14 protein-coding genes and 3 pseudogenes are annotated in these 20709 nt (G+C 51.0%); 6 read left to right on the plus strand and 11 right to left on the minus strand.

Annotation, left to right across the window (positions count from 1 at the left end; translation table 11 throughout):
* The first annotated feature begins 97 nt into the window (after positions 1 to 97).
* Genes KNP81_RS01145 through KNP81_RS01155 form a run of 3 tightly spaced genes read left to right on the plus strand, consistent with a single transcriptional unit; the run spans position 98 to position 3898 of the window.
* Positions 98 to 2365 (plus strand): ribonucleoside-diphosphate reductase subunit alpha, encoded by a 2268-nt coding sequence (locus KNP81_RS01145; RefSeq protein WP_214717614.1) that lies wholly within the window; start codon positions 98 to 100, stop codon positions 2363 to 2365.
* Between the two features lie 29 nt (positions 2366 to 2394).
* Positions 2395 to 2901 (plus strand): flavodoxin domain-containing protein, encoded by a 507-nt coding sequence (locus KNP81_RS01150; RefSeq protein WP_214717616.1) that lies wholly within the window; start codon positions 2395 to 2397, stop codon positions 2899 to 2901.
* Positions 2858 to 3898, plus strand: a complete 1041-nt coding sequence (locus KNP81_RS01155) for a ribonucleotide-diphosphate reductase subunit beta (protein WP_214717618.1) — start codon at positions 2858 to 2860, stop codon at positions 3896 to 3898. The genes KNP81_RS01150 and KNP81_RS01155 overlap by 44 nt, the downstream gene beginning before the upstream one ends.
* A gap of 57 nt (positions 3899 to 3955) precedes the next feature.
* Here KNP81_RS01155 and KNP81_RS15200 read toward each other — a convergent pair whose 3' ends face one another.
* From KNP81_RS15200 to KNP81_RS01165, 3 genes and pseudogenes are all read right to left on the minus strand, one after another.
* Positions 3956 to 4510 (minus strand): N-acetylmuramoyl-L-alanine amidase family protein, encoded by a 555-nt coding sequence (locus tag KNP81_RS15200; protein ID WP_251130248.1) that lies wholly within the window; start codon positions 4508 to 4510, stop codon positions 3956 to 3958.
* A 39-nt stretch (positions 4511 to 4549) separates the two neighbouring features.
* A pseudogene (locus KNP81_RS15205) lies at positions 4550 to 5506 on the minus strand (SH3 domain-containing protein); the annotation flags it as partial.
* A 120-nt stretch (positions 5507 to 5626) separates the two neighbouring features.
* Positions 5627 to 6412, minus strand: a complete 786-nt coding sequence (locus tag KNP81_RS01165; RefSeq protein WP_214717622.1) for a MazG nucleotide pyrophosphohydrolase domain-containing protein — start codon at positions 6410 to 6412, stop codon at positions 5627 to 5629.
* Between the two features lie 85 nt (positions 6413 to 6497).
* Here KNP81_RS01165 and ytvI point away from each other — a divergent pair, with 85 nt between their 5' ends.
* Entirely contained in the window at positions 6498 to 7625 is a 1128-nt protein-coding gene (gene ytvI, locus KNP81_RS01170; RefSeq protein WP_214717623.1) for a sporulation integral membrane protein YtvI, read from the plus strand.
* Positions 7626 to 7629: 4 nt separating this feature from the next.
* On the opposite strand, the gene KNP81_RS01175 is transcribed toward ytvI, so the two are convergent.
* Positions 7630 to 8289: a DUF429 domain-containing protein gene (locus KNP81_RS01175; protein WP_058764053.1), complete on the minus strand. Its 660-nt coding sequence runs from the start codon at positions 8287 to 8289 to the stop codon at positions 7630 to 7632.
* Positions 8290 to 8424: 135 nt separating this feature from the next.
* The gene (locus tag KNP81_RS01180; RefSeq protein WP_214717625.1) at positions 8425 to 9867 is read right to left on the minus strand and encodes a leucyl aminopeptidase; all 1443 of its coding nucleotides are present in this window, start codon (positions 9865 to 9867) and stop codon (positions 8425 to 8427) included.
* Between the two features lie 329 nt (positions 9868 to 10196).
* Here KNP81_RS01180 and ptsP point away from each other — a divergent pair, with 329 nt between their 5' ends.
* A complete protein-coding gene (ptsP, locus tag KNP81_RS01185; protein WP_214717627.1) occupies positions 10197 to 11915 on the plus strand; it encodes a phosphoenolpyruvate--protein phosphotransferase in 1719 nt (572 codons plus the stop codon).
* 136 nt (positions 11916 to 12051) lie between these two features.
* Here ptsP and ptsG (KNP81_RS01190) read toward each other — a convergent pair.
* The 5 genes and pseudogenes from ptsG (KNP81_RS01190) to KNP81_RS01210 form a co-directional block, all read right to left on the minus strand.
* Positions 12052 to 13989: pseudogene (gene ptsG, locus KNP81_RS01190) on the minus strand (glucose-specific PTS transporter subunit IIBC); the annotation flags it as partial.
* Between the two features lie 140 nt (positions 13990 to 14129).
* A pseudogene (ptsG, locus tag KNP81_RS01195) lies at positions 14130 to 15629 on the minus strand (glucose-specific PTS transporter subunit IIBC); the annotation flags it as partial.
* 217 nt (positions 15630 to 15846) lie between these two features.
* Positions 15847 to 16692: a glucose PTS transporter transcription antiterminator GlcT gene (glcT, locus tag KNP81_RS01200; RefSeq protein ID WP_021065527.1), complete on the minus strand. Its 846-nt coding sequence runs from the start codon at positions 16690 to 16692 to the stop codon at positions 15847 to 15849.
* A gap of 105 nt (positions 16693 to 16797) precedes the next feature.
* Positions 16798 to 17115: a YuiB family protein gene (locus tag KNP81_RS01205; RefSeq protein WP_021065526.1), complete on the minus strand. Its 318-nt coding sequence runs from the start codon at positions 17113 to 17115 to the stop codon at positions 16798 to 16800.
* 126 nt (positions 17116 to 17241) lie between these two features.
* Positions 17242 to 18453 carry an NAD(P)/FAD-dependent oxidoreductase gene (locus KNP81_RS01210; RefSeq protein ID WP_214717628.1) on the minus strand — a complete coding sequence of 404 codons (1212 nt, stop codon included), beginning with the start codon at positions 18451 to 18453 and terminating at the stop codon, positions 17242 to 17244.
* Between the two features lie 266 nt (positions 18454 to 18719).
* Here KNP81_RS01210 and KNP81_RS01215 point away from each other — a divergent pair, with 266 nt between their 5' ends.
* Complete coding sequence (locus KNP81_RS01215; protein WP_034778371.1) at positions 18720 to 19697, plus strand: NAD(P)/FAD-dependent oxidoreductase; 978 nt, start codon at positions 18720 to 18722, stop codon at positions 19695 to 19697.
* 35 nt (positions 19698 to 19732) lie between these two features.
* Here the strand turns inward: KNP81_RS01215 and KNP81_RS01220 are convergent, their stop codons facing one another.
* On the minus strand, positions 19733 to 20587 hold the full coding sequence (locus KNP81_RS01220; RefSeq protein ID WP_214717629.1) for a Rossmann-fold NAD(P)-binding domain-containing protein: 855 nt from the start codon (positions 20585 to 20587) through the stop codon (positions 19733 to 19735).
* Positions 20588 to 20709: the final 122 nt, after the last annotated feature.

Here is a 20709-nt window from a genome sequence, read left to right on the forward strand (position 1 = left end):
TAACGGATATTTATCACGTTCCGCTCACATTGACGTCGTATCGGACAAGTTCCGCTATACCTTTATAATATCTACATCCGAAGAAGGAGTGATCGTTTTGACATCCCCTATCCACCACGAGACGCTGTTGGCTGCGACGCCAACGCTCGCTGACGTCTCTACATTGATCCAATCCCTTAAACAACGCTACCCACAGCTTAGTGTTGAACGATATGAAGAACGGGCCGTTCGGGCGCTCGAAGGAAAGACACTGACACAAGATGTAGTATATGAACTCTTGACGATGCACGCCCTCGACATGTTGCAGGCAGAAGAGCCGGACTGGACGTTCGTTGCCACTGAGATGTACTTAAACCGCCTCTATTTAGAAGCGGCACGAAACCGTGGCTATGACGCCTCGATGCGTTATGGTGCGCTCTATCCGATGATTGAGACGCTCACGACAAAAGGCATCTTCACGTCGGCCCTACTCGATACGTACTCAAAAGAAGACATTGCCTACTTGGAGACGTTGATTGACCCGTCACGCGACCGCATGTTCACCTACATCGGCCTCCGGACGTTGTCGGACCGTTATCTCGGCCGTGACCATGTCAAGAACCTATACGAGTTACCACAAGAGCGGTTCATGGTCATCGCCATGACGCTCATGCAAAAGGAGAACGCCGACCAGCGCGTCAAACTCGTCGAAGAAGCGTACTGGGCACTCTCGAACCTCTATATGACGGTTGCCACACCGACGCTTTCGAACGCCGGGAAATCGTACGGGCAGCTCAGCTCATGCTTCATCGATACGGTCGACGACTCACTCCGTGGCATCTACGATTCGAACACGGACGTCGCCACGCTCTCGAAAGGCGGCGGCGGAATCGGTGTCTATCTCGGTAAGATCCGCTCACGCGGCAGTGACATCAAAGGCTTCAAAGGCGTCTCAAGCGGCGCGCTCCCTTGGATGAAACAGTTGAACAACACAGCCGTGTCGGTCGACCAGCTCGGCATGCGCCAAGGCTCGATTGCCGTCTACCTCGACATTTGGCATAAGGACATCTTCGAGTTCCTCGATGCGAAATTGAATAACGGGGACGAGCGTCTCCGGACCCACGATTTGTTCACGGGCGTCTGTTTGCCAGACTTGTTCATGCGTACGGTCGAAGCCCGCGGTGACTGGCACTTGTTCGACCCGCACGAAATCCGGACGGTCATGGGCTTCAGCCTCGAAGACTTCTATGATGAGACAGAGAACGGCGGTTCATTCACGGAGAAATACATGGCGTGCGTCAATACGCCTGAACTGACTCGCGTCACGGTACCGGCCATCGACCTCGTCAAACGGTATATGCGCTCACAGCTCGAGACAGGAACGCCTTACATGTTCTTCCGCGACGCCGTGAACCGCGCCAACCCGAACAAACACGCCGGCATGATTTACAGCTCGAACCTCTGCTCAGAGATCGCGCAAAACATGTCGCCGACGACAATCGATGAAGAATACACGGAAGACGGAAAAATCGTCATCACGAAGACACCTGGTGACTTCGTCGTCTGTAACTTGAGCTCAATCGCCCTCGCCCGGGCCGTCAAATCGAACGTCCTCGAGCGACTCATCCCGATTCAAATGCGGATGCTCGACAACGTCATCGACTTGAACACGATTGAAGTGCCACAAGCGATGATCACGAACCAGAAATACCGCGCCGTCGGACTCGGCACGTTCGGCTGGCATCACTTGCTCGCACTTGAAGGCATCCGTTGGGAATCGGTCGATGCCGTCCAATACGCGGAGAAGCTGTACGAGAAAATCGCCTACTTGACGATTCAAGCCTCGATGGAACTCGCCAAAGAAAAAGGCGCGTTCGGGGTCTTCGAAGGATCGGAATGGCACACGGGTGAGTACTTCAAGCGCCGCAACTACCGCTCACACGACGAACTCGATTGGGACGGCCTCGCCGCAGCGGTCCACAAAAACGGTGTCCGCAACGCCTATATGATGGCGGTCGCTCCGAACTCGTCGACGGCCATCATCGCTGGCAGCACCGCGTCAATCGACCCGGTCTATAAGAAGGTCTACTCGGAAGAGAAGAAAAACTATAAGATTCCGGTGACGGTCCCTGACCTCAACTCGGAGACGAACTGGTTCTATAAATCAGCGTTCGAAGTCGATCAACTCTGGAGCATCCGTCAAAACGCGGCGCGCCAGCGTCACATCGACCAAGCAATCAGCTTCAACCTGTACGTCAAAAACGACGTCAAAGCGACCGAACTCCTCTCGATGCACCTCGAGGCGTGGTCGCTCGGAATGAAATCAATCTACTACACGCGTTCGACAACTGTTGAAGTCGACGAATGTGAATCGTGTGCTTCATAACGTCACGTAACAGAAAGGTGGGAACGACCATGCACATCGCCATCGTCTATAGTTCCATGAGTGGGAATACAGAAGAAGTCGCCGAGCTGATTCAGGAAAGCCACGCTAATCGGGGCGACCGCGTCGTCTTGTTCGAAGCGGACCGCATCGGCCATCGCGAAGCCCGATCGCTCGCCACGTACGACCTCGTCTATTTCGGGTCGTACACGTGGGCCGACGGCGTCTTACCGGACGAGATGAAAGACACGTTCCGGCTCGTCTTGAAAGAGCTCGACGTGCCGCTTCGCCAAGCCGCCGTATTCGGGACCGGGGACAAGATGTTCGTCCACTTCTGTCGAGCGGTCGATGAGATGGCGTACCACCTTTCGAAATACGGGATCCCCCTCGCCGGTGAAACGTTGAAAATCGAGCAATCACCGCGCAATCAACCGTACAACGTCCGTCATTGGGCCGAACGGTTGGCTAGAAACGCCGAAGAAGGAGTATATGTCCATGAACATTCAAAAGATCAAACTACTGTCGCCCAAACATCCTAACCGGGCGACAGCCATTATCGGGGGCGAGACGAGTTCCATCGTAAATTGGAACGACATCGCCTATCCACAGTTTTATACCATCTATAAGCAACTGCTCTCGAACTTCTGGATCCCGGATGAAATTTCGATGTCCAAAGACATGCAGCAATGGCCGCAGTTGACGGAGCGCGAGCAAGACGCCTTCAAACGCATCATCGGTCTGCTGTCAATCCTTGACTCGGTGCAGACGCGTTACATCCTCGAGTCATCGATGTTCTCATCGGACTCGTCGGTGCACGCCGTGCTCGCCGTCATCGCTCAGCAAGAAGTCGTCCATAACCAATCGTATAGCTACGTCCTCTCAAGCCTCGTCCCGCTCAGCGAACAAAATCGTATTTTCGATATCGCCAAGGACGACGAGATGGTCATGAAACGCAATCAATTCATCTTGGACTTATATGAGGACTTCCGCGCCGATCAAACGGCCGAGACGTTTGCCAAATCGCTCGTCGCCTCGATCATCCTCGAAGGCATCAACTTCTATTCCGGTTTCGCCTACTTCTATAACTTGGCGCGCCATCAGAAGATGGTCGGCACGTCGACGATGATCAGTTACATCCAGCGCGACGAGATGCAGCATTCCTATTTCGTCAGCCAGTTGCTCCGGGCCGTCTTGACAGAAAACCCGGAGATTGACTCGGACGGTAGCTTCAGCCAGTTCGTCTATGACACGATGGCGGAAGCCGTCGACCTTGAAATCGAATGGTGTGAGTACGTGTTGCGCGACCTCGATGGGCTCGACGTCAGCGAGATGCGCGACTACGTCAAATACCTCGCCAACAAGCGCCTCCGTGTCATCGGTTTGAACGATCTGTATGAAGGGTTCAATGAAGATGTCATGCCTTGGATTCGCGCCTATTCAGACGACTCATTGAATGCTACGAAATCTGACTTCTTCGAACAGAAATCACGCTCATACGCCAAAGTCACCGACGCCAATGGCTTCGATGACCTATAAGTACAAAAAATCCCCCGACTCACGATGAGTTGGGGGATTTTTATACTGTGATGAGGTTTAGTGGTAAGCATGTACGTATTGGGCAATGCCTTCTGCGATTCCTTCTGCCATCCGTTGACGTGAAGCATTACTCCTTAAATGTGTAACGTCTTGAGGCGAGGAGATGAAACCGAGTTCGACGAGCGCTGATGGCATCGTATTATAACGAATAACATAATAGTTCGCAGTCTTGACGCCACGGCTCGTCATCCCGGACATGTTCCCCATCAAATTGGATTGGATATTTGTTGCCAGGACACGGCTTTTGCCACTGTGGGCAGATGATGACGAATAAAACGTCTCAACACCTTTGGCGTACGGTGTCGTCGCTGCGTTCGTATGCAAGCTGACGAACAAGTTGCCGCGAAGTGTCTTAGCAGTTTGAACGCGTTGATCGAGCGTCAAATAGACGTCCGTCGAGCGCGTCAACCGAACTTGATATCCATATTTCGAGCGAAGATACGTCTCGACCCGCTTTGTCACGTCAAGCACGATCGTCTTCTCATAGAGGGATTCATTGACAGCGCCCGGGTCACGACCACCGTGCCCTGCGTCGAGCACAATCACTGTCATTTTCGGTTTTGTCGTTATGGTGTGAGTCGATGCGATATAGCCCTCTTTTCCATTGTACTTAATTTTGTAAAAACCACTTTTTGAACCATAATGTTCAACTAATGTACTATGAGCAAGTTTTCCAAGAATAGTCGCTTTAGGAGATGCACTTGATCTCACATTCAATACGTCTCCCGGCGTGTTTGTGTATACACTTCCATGTGGTTTCATGATTGGAGTAGTCTGTGGTTTCTCAGAAGACAAACCCGTAGTTAATGTGTAGAATGACTCTGACCCGATGTATACAATCGACCAAGACGCGTCGTATTTACTGTATACTATTGCCGTAGATTTCGGTAATACACGAGCAATTGGAGATGCTTGAAGCGCCCGCTCATACAGATTTACACTTTGCTTTGTATAACCTTGTTCTTTTTTTACGACCGGAGGTTTTGATGCCGGTGGTTTCGCTGCCGGCGGTTTCGCTGCCGGCGGTTTCGCTGCCGGCGGTTTCGAAGCAGCGCCCTTTTGTGCGATGTATGTTTTAGCAGCGTAATACGTCTTACCGTTCAAATATACTTTCGCCCAAGATGAATTGTGATTCGTGTATTGAACCGAAGTACCTTTTTTTAAAGTCTTAATGATTTTAGCCTTTGTATTAGCGGATGTACGCACATTCAAGTTGACCTTGGTGACGCCTTGCAATTTTGCCATTGGCTTAACTTTTGGGTTTGCATAGCCTGTCGTTCGTTTGATATAGGCTGAAGAAGCATAATAAACTCGATTTTTAACATATACTTTATGCCATGATTTGTTATGCGTTGCGTATTTTACTGTCGTTCCTTTTTTCAAAGTTTGAATCAATTTCCCACCTGTGCTCGGTGAGGCGCGTAAATTTAAATTAACTGTTGTTTTCCCTTCTAACGGAGCAGCTTCCGCTATCGGAATCTGGATAGAAAACAGCATGACAATAAGAATTATTACTGTTTTAAAAAAATTTATAATCATCCAAAACATTCCTTTCTACATGAGACATCAGAACTGATAACATGTTCATATTAGCATACTGCCCGCATTAAAAAAGTGAAAATTTGCATAATAAATTGAATATTTTAACAATAAGGTAAATGTATTTATTTACATTTTCCGAATCACCACAAACGTGCCCGCTTCATTATCCTCCATCTCCACGGTGAAAGACGACGGGATACCGAAATCACCTTTTATCGAATGTTCAATCAAAAATGACGGGTCAGGCTGTTGAATGACGAACCCGTCGAGACCCTCGACTTGGGCAATTTTTAAAAATCGAGCCAAGTGTTGTTCCCGCTCTCTATATCGGCTTGCCGCCTCAGAAGGTTTAGCCGCTACTCCACCCCAATAGCGTCCTTCTACATACGCCACATAGGCGCGGACCGACGCTTCCGTGATCGGGTCCGGGGTATGGTCGAAACGTCCGAAGTCCCGGGATGACTTGTCTTCGATGAGTGAGCCAATCGCTGCATATAAATCAAAGTCGTTTTGGGACGCAAGGTCGAGGACCGCTCGTTGGACAGCCTCGATATGTCGCTGCAACGAACCCGGCGTCGCGGACGCCTTCAGTTTTTTGTCCCCTTCATAGGCGTTTAAAATCCGTCCGACTTCCCCGGCCTCACGAACGAGCCGATAGTACGTCTTGTCCTGCGCCTCCTGACCATTTCCGGCCTCTTGACGCTGAAGCGTGATGGCGTACTGGTTCGCCAGACACGTCGAAATGACAAACACGTCCATCAGTTCTTCCCGTAGCGCCGATTGGTCGTTCGCATACAATGCTCCGCCGACTTCACCGACTTCTTCTAGCAGTCTGGCCAATCCCGACAGCGGCCGCCAATAGCCACCTAAATGAATAATCATTTGATCGATTCGTCGTTGTAATTCCTTCATATTTAATCACCTATCCATCCTCTATATTTACCGCTTGCGTGGTATACTATGCTCAATCCAATTGTTAGGAAAGGGGCAATGCATCGTGTCGCCAGCCAGACTATGGCAACTACTTCGTTTCCTGCTCGTCATCATCGGGCTCATCTTTGTCATCTGGGGACTGAGCGTCCTCTTCACGTACACGTATCCATTCGTGTTCGCTCTCTTGTTATCCTTGTTGACGGTCCCGCTCGTCAACTGGTTCGAGCGTGAGACCAAGTTGCCACGCGCCCTCGGCACTCTCGTATCTTTATTGATTGTCATGAGCATCGTCAGCGGAGTGATTGCCATCGTCGTGACGCAACTCATTCGCTACTTGACGATTGCCGCCGAAAAATTGCCTGCCCAGATTGAAACGTTTACCGAATACATACAACGTCTATTCAATGAAAAACTCGCCCCATGGGTCAACGATGCATACGACAGCATCCAACGACTCAACCCTGGACAGGCGAATTCGCTCGAAGGTGGCATCACCGAAATCGGTGTCCAGCTCGGCGCCGCGATCGGCGTCTTGTCCCGAGGGGTCGCCGGCTTGTTGCAGGGCATCTTGAGCGCGTTGCCGCTCGTCTTGCTCTTGTTCATCGTCATCGTGCTCGCCTGGTTCTTCATCACAAAAGACTGGCCGGACTATATGAAGTCCATCGCTCGCTTGAATGAACGAAAAGGTTTCAAAGAGTTCGAGCTCGTCATGACGAATTTGCGCTCGGCGCTGTTCGGTTACGTCCGCGCGCAATTGACGCTCATCTCGATCACGTTCGGAATCGTCTTAATCGGCATGTTCATCCTTCGTGTCGATAACCCGTTCTCGTTCGCCCTGCTAGCTGCCATCTTTGACTTGTTGCCATATCTCGGTGTCGGGACGCTGTTATTGCCGTGGGCCGCCTATGCCGCCGTCACGGGCGAATGGTTCCTCGCAATCGGGCTCGTCGTCCTCTATATCGTCGTTATCGTGCAACGCAATCTGGCCGAACCGAAAATCGTCGGCTCTCACATCGGCCTCGACCCGCTCGCCGCCCTCATCTCGATTTTTGTCGGGCTCCAGCTGTTCGGTGTACTCGGCTTCATTTTAGGGCCGGTATTGGCCGTCTTGCTCAAAGCCCTCTATAACGCCCAAGTGTTCCACTATATGTGGAAGTTCGTCATCGGGCCGACGACACCAAAAGAGCGATGACACGTCATCGCTCTTTTGTCTTCGGTACCGCCACGAACGGTGCCCCTTCAGTTTGGTCCGGATGCGTCACCATCCCGGTCGTGCCCGCCTCATAGGCGGCAACGGCCAAAATACAGGCGTCGATGATATCATCAACTTGCACGTTCGACATCTTCCATTTCCATGGCGAGCTGTTCGAATAACGGCGCAACAACTCGATCCGTTCGAGCTCTCCCGCCTCGGTCTTCTTGCTGAAGGCCGCCTCGTTCCCCGTCATGACGGCAAAACACACCTCAGGATGCGACTCGTAGACATCCGCATCCGTGATCGTTTGAAACTCACGGATACGCGGTACCAAGTTCCACGCCTGTTTACTGATCCCTTTTCCGACCAGTTCCCGACTCTTCGCATTCGCCTCGGCATAGGACGCCTCCATGAGCACGTCTTGAATCGGCGGCGTGAAGATGGACGACTTCCGCTGCTTCAGTTGTGACCGCATCCAGGCATCACACGACCGGTCCGGCGCATCGATCGTCGCCAAGTCTTTCGGCATGTCGACAAAATGGACGGCCCCTTCAATCAATAAATCTTCCAACTTTTCTGAAATGGTCAAACAGAGCGAGATGCTGTCGTACGTGATTCGTACCCAGCTCCCGCGCGCGCCATCAATTCCTACTCCGACCACGTCGTCCCTCCTGCATCAAAAACAATATTCCGAGCACCGCGCATAAGACGGTCACTCCCAACAACCATTGACTCGGCCAAGCCGTGTATCCGAGTCCGAAGACGACGGCTAAGCCAATCAATAACAATCCTGACTTCAACGTTTCCACTCTTCGAGCATCAATGCGAGCGTGCGTACCATGACCCCAGTCGGTCCTTTTGGTCCGAGATCGCTTGCCGCCGAACGTTCACTCGTCCCGGCGATATCGAGGTGGAGCCAAGGCGTGTCGCCGACAAACTCACCGACGAACGCGCCACCAAAGATCATATGCCCATAACGGCCCGGTGAGTTGTTCAAATCTGCGACTTCTGATTTCCGGACTTGTTTAATGAAGACGTCGAAGTATGGCATTTGCCAGACGAGTTCATTCGTCTCTCGGCTCGCAGCTTCTAAGGCGCCGTAGAGCGACGCATCGTTCGTCAGGCAACCAGTCACTTCTGTGCCGAGTGCGACGAGCACACCGCCCGTGAGCGTCGCCACATCGATGATGGCTTGTGGTTCATACGTCTTGGCAAACGTGACTGCGTCGGCGAGGACGAGACGACCTTCTGCGTCGGTATTGAGCACTTCAATCGTCTTCCCGCTCATCGCCGTGATGACATCATCCGGTTTGAACGCGTCCCCTGAGATCATGTTGTCCGTCGATGGGATGACGCCGATGACGTTCACATTCGGTTTCGTCGTCGCAAGCGTCTCGAATAGGCCGAGCACGGTCGCCGCGCCCCCCATGTCGCCTTTCATGCCGACGATGCCGTCTTTCGGCTTGATTGAGTAACCGCCCGTGTCAAACGTGATCCCTTTTCCGACGACGGCGACCGGCGCCGCATCGCCTGCACCGTGGTATTCGAGGACGATCAACTTCGGCGGGATCGTCGACCCTTGATTGACGGCGAGCAGTGCACCCATCCCGAGCGCCTCCATCTCTTCCTTCTCCAAGATGCGATGGCTGAAGCCATGACGTTCGGCCAATTCGACCGCATAGTCCGCGAGTGTTTCCGACGTCAAAATATTGGCCGGCATCATCGTGAGTGTCCGCGCCACATTGACACCGCGTCCGTAAGCAGCACCCGTCAACGCCTCTTCCTCTATACCAGCTCCGAAAAACGTGATCGTCACGTCTGACTTCGCCGGCTTCGGTTCAGATTTGTATGTAGGGTGCTCATATGTCGCCATCTCATACGCTTCGGCAAACAGTTTCGCCGTGTTCGGTCCGAACGTGTCGAGCGCGATCGCGACGTTTGTGAAGGCGCGTGCTTTAATTTGTTTCGCGACTTTCCCGAACCAATTGCGCACGTTCTCAGGCGTATTCTCGTTGCGTTGTCCAAGACCGACGAATAGGATGCGTTTGACCGTTCCTTCGAACGTCGGGACGATGGACAGTTCCCCTGTTTTCGTCGAGATGTCCGACGCTTGGATGAGCGACTTGACGCGCCCGTTAAACAACATATCGAGGCCTTCGTCAATCGTGTCGGCAGCACCGATTCCGACGACGATCGTGTCATATGAACCGTTCCAATCTAAATCCTTCACTTGATACATGTTTGCCACTTCCCTTCTTTATATATGGTTAGCATAACGAACTTCGGCGAAATAATGAAACAGTATGCGTAAGAGTCATGAATTCTTCGAATTCAGGCGTTAACTCCTCGTTGTGACGATGATTTATTTTATGATAGGATAAGAAAGTACGCAATCAGGCATCCCTCACTGTTGAGGCGAGGCCATTTTGTTCGGTCGAGGCTTCCCCTAGTAGTAGACCGTTGCTACTTTAATCTTCCAGGTTTTCGTTAGTTCCTTTTTCATTTCGGGTAAGAACTAACGAGATAACATTGGAAACCACTATTTCTTTGAAGAGAGGGACTACGCTTATGTCACACATTAAAGGTATTGGCGCATCTGCAGGAATCGCAGTTGCGAAAGCATTCGTCATGGAGACACCTTCATTCGACATCCCGACAAACAAAATCGAGGACGTAGCAGCTGAGAAAGCCCGTTTCCAAGCGGCCATCGCTCAGTCAAAAACAGAACTCGAAGAAATCCGTCAAATCACGCTTCGTGAGCTCGGTGAAGACAAGGCTGAGATTTTCTCGGCTCACTTGCTCATCGTCGAGGATCCTGAGATCGTCTCACAAGTGAACGACAAAATTGAAAGCGAACACATGAACGCTGCGAAGGCGCTCGATGAAGTCGCTCAAATGATGGTCATGATCTTTGAATCGATGGATAATGAGTACATGCGTGAACGCGCTGCCGACGTTCGTGACGTCACAAAACGCGTCATGGCGCATATCCTCGGTGTCACATTCATGACGCCTGCGTCGATTTCTGAAGAAGTCATCATCATCGCTGAAGATTTGACACCGTCTGACACGGCGCAACTCAACCGTAAATACGTCAAAGGTTTCGCGACAAACATTGGTGGACGTACGTCTCACTCAGCGATCATGTCTCGCTCACTCGAGATTCCTGCTGTCGTCGGAACAAAAGTAGCGCTCGAAAAAATCAAGAACGGCGACCTCGTCGTCATCGACGGGACAGAAGGCGACGTCTTCGTCAACCCGTCTGAAGAACTCGTCAATGAATATATTGAAAAACGTGCTTCATTCGAAGCTTACAAAGAAGAGTTGAAACAACTCGTCAACGAAGAGTCAGTCACAGCCGACGGCCATAAAGTCAAACTTGCGGCAAACATCGGTACACCGAACGACCTCGAAGGCGTGTTGAAAAACGGCGCTGACGCCATCGGCCTTTACCGGACCGAGTTCCTCTACATGGACTCAGAAACGTTCCCGACGGAAGAAGAGCAATATACAGCCTATAAAGCAGTACTCGAAGGTATGGACGGCAAACAAGTCGTCATCCGTACGCTCGATATCGGTGGAGATAAAGAATTGTCTTACCTCGACCTTCCAAAAGAAATGAACCCGTTCCTCGGCTATCGCGCGATTCGCCTTTGCCTCGAAGAGACGGACTTGTTCCGCACACAACTTCGCGCCCTTCTCCGTGCCTCAGCGCACGGTGACCTCGCCATCATGTTCCCAATGATCGCGACACTTGAAGAGTTCCGCGCGGCGAAAGCGCTCCTTCTCGAAGAAGAAGCGAAGTTGAAAGCAGAAGGCATCGCTGTCGGTAACTACGAGACAGGGATGATGGTCGAGATTCCATCGACTGCCGTCATGGCGAAGCAATTCGCGAAAGAAGTCGACTTCTTCTCAGTCGGCACGAACGACTTGATTCAATACACGATGGCAGCGGACCGCATGAACGAGAAAGTCTCGTACTTGTACCAACCGTTCAACCCGGCCATCTTGAACCTTCTCCACAACGTCATCACAGAAGCACATAAAGCTGGCAAATGGGTCGGCATGTGTGGCGAGATGGCTGGAGAAGAGCTCGCGATTCCAATCCTTCTCGGACTTGGCCTTGACGAGTTCTCGATGTCAGCTTCAAGCGTCCTTCGCGCACGTAGCCTCGTGAAGCGTTTGACGAAGTCAGAAACAGAAGCGATCGTCAACGACGTCCTCAACATGGATACAGCTGAAGAAGTCGTGAACTTCCTCAGTGAAAAATTCGATATTAAGAAGTAACAAAAAAAAGAAGTTCTCGCAGCTGCGAGAGCTTCTTTTTTGTTTACTCGGCTCCTTTATCATCCGTTCTGAAGTCGAGCGCTTCACCGGCGACGACCGTCTCTCCGAATGGGACGACGACGATTTTACCGTCTCCGTTCGTCCAAATGATCGGCGTGATGAGCGATGGGACTTTGTCACGAATCAAATTGAGGTCAACGTCGAGCAAGACATCCCCCGCTTCGACGCGGTCGCCTTCTTTCACTTTGGCGACGAAACCTTCGCCTTTCAGATTGACCGTATCGAGTCCGACATGGATAAGAATCTCGCGTCCATCGTCCGCAAGTAGACCGATCGCATGTTTCGTCGGGAAGAACGTCGTGATTTGTCCCGTGACCGGCGCAACGACTTGTCCTGAACTCGGTTCGATGGCAAACCCTTCACCCATCATACGGCCCGAGAAGACTTGGTCCGGAACGTCATCGAGTGACAAGATGACACCCGACATCGGGGCGAGGAAGCGATGATCGGCATGTTCGGCCGCTTCTGGTGTGATGACGGCTTTTTCTTTCGGTTTGTATTCGCCGCCCTCGATGATGGCCGCGATTTGCGATTTGAGCGTATCCGATTTCGGTCCGAAGATGGCTTGAATATTATCTCCGACTTCGAGTACTCCGGCCGCTCCCAAATCTTTCAGCAAGTCTTTATCGACTTGTTTCACATCGTTCACGGTGACGCGAAGACGCGTGATACAGGCGTCGAGGTGTTTGACGTTTTCAGGTCCGCCGAGACCCACGAGCACTTCGTACGGTAAATCGTCTCCGACGACGGCACGGGCGCCTTTGCCTTCGGCGACGGTTTCACGTCCCGGCACTTTCAAGTCGAACTTCGTAATGGCGAAGCGGAACCCGAAGTAATAAATGACCGCGAAGACGAGGCCGACTGGAATGACGAGCCACCAGGCTGTCCGGTTCGGCAACACTCCGAACAATAGATAGTCGATGAGTCCGCCTGAGAACGTCATCCCAATCTTAACGTTAAGCAAGTGCATGGTCATAAAGGATAGTCCAGCAAAGACGGCGTGAATACCAAAGAGTAGAGGTGCAACGAAGACGAACGAGAATTCGACCGGCTCGGTGATTCCCGTTAAGAATGAGGTGAGGGCTGCTGAGAAGTAAAGTCCTTCGACGTCTTTGCGACGCTCTTTCGGGACCGTGTGGAACATGGCGAGACAAGCGGCAGGCAATCCGAACATCATGAACGGGAACTTCCCGGTCATATACGTACCGGCCGTAAATTCGACTCCATCACGTAATTGTGCGAAGAAGATCCGTTGGTCCCCTTGGACGAGGTCTCCCGCCTGGTTCGTATATTCCCCGAACTGGAACCAAAACGGAGAGTACCAAATGTGGTGCAGACCGAACGGGATCAAGGAACGCTCGACCAAACCGAAGACAAAGGCTGAAACGGCGACGTTCGCTTCAATGATCGTGCTCGAGAACGTGTTGATCGCTGAACCGATCGGCGGCCAAATGTAGGCGAGCGCAATCCCGATCACCAAGCTGAACGCGGCGGTCGCGATAGGCACGAACCGTTTCCCTGCAAAGAACCCTAAGAAATCCGGCAACTTGATGTTGAAGTACTTGTTGTACGCGAATGCGGCAATGAGACCTGCGATAATACCCCCGAATACCCCCATTTGGAGCGTCGGGATCCCGAGTACCGTGGCATAGGCCGGGTCTCCCTGGGCGATTTCCGCGGTAATACCGTTCCACGTGCTGATAACCTTGTTCATAATCAAATAACCAACGATAGCTGCTAACCCGGCAACACCGTCCCCGTTGGCTAGCCCGATGGCGACACCGACGGCGAACAATAGACCTAGATTGGCAAACACGATATCCCCGGCATCTGTCATAACTTGCCAGACGAGGACGAGTGAATCGTTTGCCAAGAAAGGCAAGAGCGAAACGAGATCAGGATTTTGGAACGCGGTACCAAATGCGAGTAATAGACCGGCTGCCGGTAGAATCGCAACCGGAAGCATGAGTGCCTTCCCGATTCGTTGCAAAACACCAAACACTTTCTTCCACATCATGGTTCCCTCCTTTTGTCAGAATACTTACTTTTCCCCATCTGCCAGTAGGCTGAAACCGTTTCACCCATACAAAAAAAGCCAATCCATAATGGATTGGCTTATAGCTTCATTCAGTTTGCTTTCTTTTCGTTACCTGAAGCGATGACCGCTTGCATTTCTGATTTCAATGCATCCGAACGTGGTCCGAAGATGGCTTGAACGTTGTTACCGACTTCAAGGACACCAGCTGCCCCGAGGCGTTTCAACTCTTCTTTGTTAACTTGGCTCTTATCTTTTACTTCGACGCGGAGACGTGTGATACATGCGTCAAGGTGTTTGATGTTTTGTGAACCACCGAAACCAACGAGGATATCTTGTGCAAGTTCCGAACCTGTAGCAGTTGATTGCTCAACGACTTCATCTTCACGGCCCGGTGTTTTAAGGTTGAACTTACGGATAACGAAGCGGAATCCGAAGTAGTAAACGACTGCGAACACGAGACCGACTGGAATGACGAGCCACCAGTCTGTACGGTTAGGAAGTACACCGAAGAGAAGGTAGTCGATCAAACCGCCCGAGAACGTCATCCCGATTTTGACGTTCAAGATGTGCATGACCATGAATGAAAGGCCCGCGAAGACTGCGTGTACTGCGAACAAGAGTGGAGCAACGAACAAGAATGAGAACTCGATCGGCTCAGTGATACCAGTCAAGAACGATGTAAGTGCTGCCGATGCCAAGAGACCACCGACGACTGCTTTACGTTCAGGACGTGCTTCGTGGTACATTGCGAGTGCTGCTGCTGGAAGACCGAACATCATGAACGGGTACTTACCAGTCATGAACGTACCGGCTGTGAGCTCAGCGCCATCACGAATTTGTGCGAAGAAGATGGCTTGGTCACCACGAACGATGTTACCCGCTGCATCCGTGTACGAGCCGAACTCGAACCAGAATGGTGAGTAGAAGATGTGGTGAAGACCGAATGGAATCAATGAACGTTCGATCAAACCGAAGATGAATGCCGCGAACGTGCGGTTTTCAGTCAACATGAAGTTTGAGAACGTGTTCAAGCCGTGCTGAACTGGTGGCCAGATGAGAAGCATGACGAAACCAGCGACAACTGCCAATACTGCAGTAACAATTGGGACGAAACGCTTACCAGCGAAGAAGCCAAGGAATTGCGGCAACTCGATGTTGAAGTACTTATTATATGCCCAGGCGGCTATCAGACCGACGATGATCCCCCCGAATACCCCAGTTTGGAGCGTTGGAATCCCGAGTACTGATGCGTAAGCCGGATCACCTTGTGCGATGATTTCAGGTGTGAGTTCGAGCCAAACACCCATAACTTTGTTCATGATGAGGAATCCGACGATGGCTGCGAGTCCGGCAACGCCGTCCCCTGCTAAACCGATCGCGACACCGACTGCGAATAAGAGTGCTAAGTTCGAGAAGATAATGCCACCCGCTTGCTCCATGAGCTGAGCGAATTTCACAACGCCTTCGTTCGTTAACCAACCAGCGCGTGATGTAAGGGCCGGGTTTTGCATCGCGTTACCGAATGCAAGAAGAAGACCGGCTGCCGGCAAAATCGCAACAGGAAGCATAAGTGCTTTACCGACTTTTTGAAGAACACCAAAGATCTGCTTAAACATGATAAATCCTCCTTTTTGTGATTGTTTCGTGTGGAAAGACGACTGTAGATGTCAGACAACCGACGTATCTAAACGTTTTCATAATAAACGTTTATAAAAACAGAAACAGGCATGAATAAGGTATAGAACGTAGACCTCTCCTAATAGAGAAATCGTTGCGTTCCACTCCTTACTCATGCCTGATCGAATCAGTAACACGTAAGATACGTGGTATCAGTTATCTACTTGTTAGGCGCTGGAGATGCATCGTCAAATATGTCGCTTCACCTCGCGGGACCGGACGCTTTAATTCGCGTTCCATGATGCCCATCAGCTCCCAAGCAGTACTATAGCATAGCGGATATTCTTCGCGCAATACCTTTTCAATTTTTTGTGGGGCCTCCACCATCTCACCCGTCGCAACCCGCTCAACGGCGTACCTTAAGTGCCGAAGTAAGCGCTTATAATCGAGTGAACTCCGGTCCATTTTGACGTTCAAACGACTCTCAATCGTCTGAACGATCTGCCCGATAATTTGGTTGTGTCGATTGACCTCGAGGACGTTTTTGAACGTCGTCGCCGAATGAATGTGGAGCGCGATGAAACCGATTTCCGCGTCCGGCAATAACACGTCAAGCCGCTCGTGAATCATATCGACGATACGTTCGGCGAGCGCGTACTCGTTCGGATAGAGCGATTCGGTCTCAAGCAAGAACGGATTCGTGACTTCCATCCCTTGTTCAATCCGCTTCATCGTGAAGAACAAGTGGTCAGTCAAACCGATATGAATATGTTGATCGACTTTTTTGCCCGTATTGTTCTCGATAAACCCGACGATTTCTTGCATGAAGGCAATAAAGTCTTCATCGACGTGTTTGACGAGCTCACGGTATTGTGATTGCTCTTCTTTATCTGTCAGTTGATACACTTTCTCCGGGACACTGGCCGGGTCGACGAGATCGCCCGCTTTCTTGCCGAAGCCAATCCCTTTCCCGAGTAGAATGACTTCCGGTTCCGGATCATGTTGGCAAATGACAACGCTATTATTCAACACTTTCTTGATCGTATACATCGGTAATGTCATTCTCATCGCATCCCTTACTAATTAAATCGTTATCTTATCTAGTATATCGGTTCGCCTTCTAAAAAAGTAGGCAGAAAACAAAAAAGACGAACATTTCTGCCGTCTTTAAAACATTGAGTAACCACTCTTACGCAAGTAGCGGATCGTGACGCCGGCCAAAATCGCACCGAGCAGTCCGAAACCAAGCATGAACACATCCAAAAACTGAAGTCCGAGCACCCGTTCGTAAACGTTGGCGAGCGCGGTCGATGTCTCCGTGATGTAACTCGAGAGCTTGACGTTATCAATCATCATAATGACGAAAATCGGATAGATGAACACGAGCGTCCATGTTTTTTTAAGTAGCATGTTCAAAATGAAGCCGATGCTGAAGAAGATGACCAAATAAAGAATCGCCCCAATGACAGCCTGGATGATATGCATGCGATTGCCCCCTTTTCCCGTTGTCTATTATACCGAATCGTCTGCGCTTAGGTCAAAGGTGAACCGCACCCTACCGACAATAAAAAAGTGACCCGCTCCTAGGAGCGGGCCACTCAGATATATGGCTTAGAATTTACCTTTTTTGAGGACGAGACCGTACTTCTTCAATTCGAGGAAGTGTTTGTTGTCGATCACTTTCTTCATGAATGAAGCGTTGCGACCGAAGATCTTTTTGCCCATGACGATACCGATGCCGTCGTTATGGCCAAGTGATGCGACTGTCCCTTTGCTCTCATACGTGAACTTCGAAGTTGATTTCCCGTTGATGAGTGCTGCGATGTTTTTCGCCACGTTGTGCGCTTGTTGTGTCGCGATTTGGGCAGTCGGCGGGTATGGACGGTTTGAGACCGGATCCATGACAGCCGAGCAGTCACCGATGATGAAGACGTTGTCGTGACCAGGGGCACGGTTGTCCGCCTCGACCATGACACGGTTACGGACCGCTTCAAAACCAGACTTCTCAACGATCGGGCTACCGCTGACGCCACCTGTCCAGAGAATCGTGTTCGCTTCAATCGTCTCTGTCGTGTCACCTTGGAGTGGACCGAACGTGACGACACCAGGCTCAACGCCTTTGATGCCGTTTCCGAGTTTCATCTCGACGCCGTTTCGTTCGAGCCATTTCTGCGCATACGTCGTGAGTTCTGGGTCGAAACCAGGAAGTACAGTCGGAGCGGCTTCGATGTTCACGATGCGAACCGCTTCACGTGGCACGTCATACTGTTTGCAAAGCTCAGGCACACGGTTGACGAGCTCACCGAGGAACTCGATTCCTGTGAAGCCGGCGCCACCGACAACGATCGTCACGTACGAGCGGTCAGCTGAACCGTTCGTTTTATATTGAGCGAACGAGTACTCGATATGTTCTTTGATTTTACGGACGCTGTTGAGCGAGCTGATTGTCATCGCATGCTCTTTAAGGCCAGGGATACCGAATGTCTCCGGTACGCCGCCAAGCGCGAACACGACATAATCATATTCAACTGCTGAACCGTCTACGAGCAAGACTTGTTTTGCCGTAGTATCGACGCGATCGACGATCCCTTTGACAAATTTCACACGTGACGGGTTCACGACGTCGTTGATGTAGATGCGAGCTTGATCCGGTTTCATCGTTCCGGCCGCTGGCTCATGAAGCCACGTCGTCTGGTAATGGTAATCATGCTTGTTGATGAGCGTGATGTTCGCGTCGCCAGCTGAGAGCGTCTTCTGGAGGTTGACCGCTGTGATGAGTCCACCGAAACCTGCGCCAAGAATAACAATGTTAGGTCGTTTCATGTTCATTTCCACCTTGTTTTGATAGTTTTGTTTTCTTGAACAATCATGTTGTGTGTTTTTTCACATGAGTGTTCACAATAAAGCCCAAACCTTGTTCAACCAATGTTCACAATTGCTTCTCGTTCATTGTACGCTGTTTGTTTTGTTTTCTCAATGGAAAAGCATATCTTCTTGAAATTTTTTTGAATGTGTAGCATGTTTGTACAGAATGGATTTAATTCACGATTGTCACTATAATAGATGTATACGTTTTGAGGAGGAATTCGATGAAATCGACGAAAGATGTGATCATCATCGGTGGCGGCCCGGTCGGACTGTTCACCGCATTTTATGCAGGTATGCGCCAACTTGATACGGCGTTGATTGAAAGTTTGCCACAACTCGGCGGACAATTGTCGACATTGTATCCAGAAAAATATATTTACGACATCGCGGGCTTCCCGAAAGTGAAGGCCCAAGATTTGATTGACCAATTGAAAGCCCAGGCTGATCAGTTCGAACAAGACTACCGTCTCGGGGAGACCGTTGAAACGGTCGAGCGTCTTGAAGACGGCACGTTCCAGATTACGACGAATAAAGATGAGTACCATACGAAAGCCATCATCATCACGGCTGGGAACGGGGCATTCGCCGCACGACCGCTCGGCCTCGATGGTTGCGAAGACTATGCGAACCTTCATTACTTCGTCGACAACATGGAGAAGTTCCGTGACCGTCGCGTCATGATCGCCGGTGGCGGCGACTCTGCCGTCGACTGGGCACTCATGCTCGAAGGCATCGCCAAAGAAGTCCATATCGTTCATCGCCGTGACCGCTTCCGGGCCCACGAGCATACGGTCGAACAGATGAAAGCTTCGACGATTAACGTCTGGACGCCATATAACATCGAATCACTCTCAGGTGAGACGCACATCGAGTCGGTCGAATTGACGGACAAAGACGGCGAATCGAAATTCGTCGAGATCGATGACCTCATCTGTAACTACGGTTTCGTCTCGTCACTCGGCCCAATCAAAAACTGGGGCATGGAGTTCGAGAAGAACACAATCCGCGTCGACTCACGCATGGAGACGACGGTCGCCGGCATCTTCGCTTGCGGTGACATCGCCACGTATGAAGGAAAAGTGAAATTGATTGCGACCGGCTTCGGAGAAGCCCCAATCGCCATCAACCAAGTGAAGCAGCTCGTCGACCCGACAGCGCGTCACCCGCAACACTCAACTTCGGTATTTGCCGGGAAATAAAGATATGGCCCTCATCATCGCGATGAGGGCCATTTTCATTTACGGATGGTTTGGAGGATGACCCGATCGAGCCAGTCATCGAGTTGGGTAAAGACGAAGCCGGCCTTTTTCGCCTCGGCAATCGACATGTAATAGTCGACGTCCGTATCATATGGCGACGACTCGCCGTCTTTGATGATTTGGACCGGTTTATTTAAATGATGGCCAATCCGCTCCATGAGTGCACCGAGTGAGATGATGCCCTCACTCGCCGCATTGAACGGACCGGTCACATTGGCCCGACCGACCCACTCTAAAAACGACGCCGCCTCAAAACTTGAGATAAAGCCCATCTTTGCTTCGGGATGATGCAGGACGATCGGCTCTTCTCGACGGACGGCATCGATATAAAACTTGAGACGATCCGTATAGTCGTCTGGACCTAAGACGATCGGCAGACGGACGGTCGTGACCGGGAACGAGGCGCGGTGAAAGAAGTAGGACTCGGCTTCTCGTTTACCTTGTCCATAGTCGTGATCGGACTCGAGATGATAGTCATGATGAAGCGGATTGAAGTCACTTTCTTTCAAATCGGCGCCAGGTGCATAGACCGACATCGTCGACGTGAGCACATATTTGCCAACTTGATCCATGAACGCGTCCGATGCGATTTTCGCCTGATATGGATTGAAACAAATATTGTCATAGACGAGGTCGTAACGGTCGCGCGATAAATCTTTCATCGTCGCCACCGACTGTCGGTCCCCTTTGATGGAACGAATGCCTTCCGCCTCTGGCACTTGGAGCTGTCCACGCGTCACAATCGTCACATCATCACCGGTCTCCGCCAAGCGAAGCGCCAACCGCTTTCCAAAATAGCGTGACCCACCGAATATCAATACTTTTCTCATCGTCCCTACCCCTCCTACATAAAAATGACATCTCTTTTCATTTTCCCTTGGTTCCTCTCGACTAATCTTCCACATCCTTGAATTTTTTTGTTATTCTTATATATATGATAGAAGAAAGAGGC

It is taken from the genome of Exiguobacterium sp. s149 (assembly GCF_018618395.1).
Classification (GTDB): domain Bacteria; phylum Bacillota; class Bacilli; order Exiguobacteriales; family Exiguobacteriaceae; genus Exiguobacterium; species Exiguobacterium chiriqhucha.

Excerpts from the sequence above, each read along its gene's own strand:
- KNP81_RS01150 (WP_214717616.1), top strand. The coding sequence starts at position 2,395 with ATGCACATCGCCATCGTCTATAGTTCCATGAGTGGGAATACAGAAGAA.
- KNP81_RS01155 (WP_214717618.1), top strand. The coding sequence starts at position 2,858 with ATGAACATTCAAAAGATCAAACTACTGTCGCCCAAACATCCTAACCGG.
- KNP81_RS15200 (WP_251130248.1), bottom strand. The coding sequence starts at position 4,510 with ATGACAGTGATTGTGCTCGACGCAGGGCACGGTGGTCGTGACCCGGGC.
- KNP81_RS01165 (WP_214717622.1), bottom strand. The coding sequence starts at position 6,412 with ATGAAGGAATTACAACGACGAATCGATCAAATGATTATTCATTTAGGT.
- KNP81_RS01180 (WP_214717625.1), bottom strand. The coding sequence starts at position 9,867 with ATGTATCAAGTGAAGGATTTAGATTGGAACGGTTCATATGACACGATC.
- ptsP (WP_214717627.1), top strand. The coding sequence starts at position 10,197 with ATGTCACACATTAAAGGTATTGGCGCATCTGCAGGAATCGCAGTTGCG.
- glcT (WP_021065527.1), bottom strand. The coding sequence starts at position 16,692 with ATGACATTACCGATGTATACGATCAAGAAAGTGTTGAATAATAGCGTT.
- KNP81_RS01205 (WP_021065526.1), bottom strand. The coding sequence starts at position 17,115 with ATGCATATCATCCAGGCTGTCATTGGGGCGATTCTTTATTTGGTCATC.
- KNP81_RS01210 (WP_214717628.1), bottom strand. The coding sequence starts at position 18,453 with ATGAAACGACCTAACATTGTTATTCTTGGCGCAGGTTTCGGTGGACTC.
- KNP81_RS01215 (WP_034778371.1), top strand. The coding sequence starts at position 18,720 with ATGAAATCGACGAAAGATGTGATCATCATCGGTGGCGGCCCGGTCGGA.
- KNP81_RS01220 (WP_214717629.1), bottom strand. The coding sequence starts at position 20,587 with ATGAGAAAAGTATTGATATTCGGTGGGTCACGCTATTTTGGAAAGCGG.